This window comes from Paraburkholderia sp. SIMBA_054 (assembly GCF_046534875.1).
In the GTDB taxonomy this organism is placed as follows: Bacteria; Pseudomonadota; Gammaproteobacteria; order Burkholderiales; family Burkholderiaceae; genus Paraburkholderia; species Paraburkholderia hospita.
The window spans coordinates 1-271 of record NZ_JAWRXV010000802.1; the positions used below are offsets into that span (position 1 = coordinate 1).

Here is a 271-nt window from a genome sequence, read left to right on the forward strand (position 1 = left end):
GTCGCTCATCGACGAAGTTACCGCCGACGAAGCATCACTTCCGTCATCCGGAATGGCCTATGGAGATGAAACGGCCCTGCTGGCCAATCTGCCTGTGCCGGTCATCATTCATTCGGGCGATAAGATCCATTACGTCAATCAGGCCTTGCTCGATCTCACCGGCTATGAATCGCTTGATGATATTCGCGATGCGGGTGGCGTCGATGTGCTGTTCAACAGCGAAAGCGACGATGGCGAAACGCGACAGGGCATGGTGTTGCGCCGCGCCAAT

Annotated in this window: 1 protein-coding gene; it reads left to right on the top strand. The window is 56.1% G+C overall.

The features are described 5' to 3' along the window. A partial coding sequence (locus tag SB822_RS57310) for a PAS domain-containing protein (protein ID WP_410859135.1) occupies positions 1 to 271 on the top strand: 271 nt, incomplete at both ends.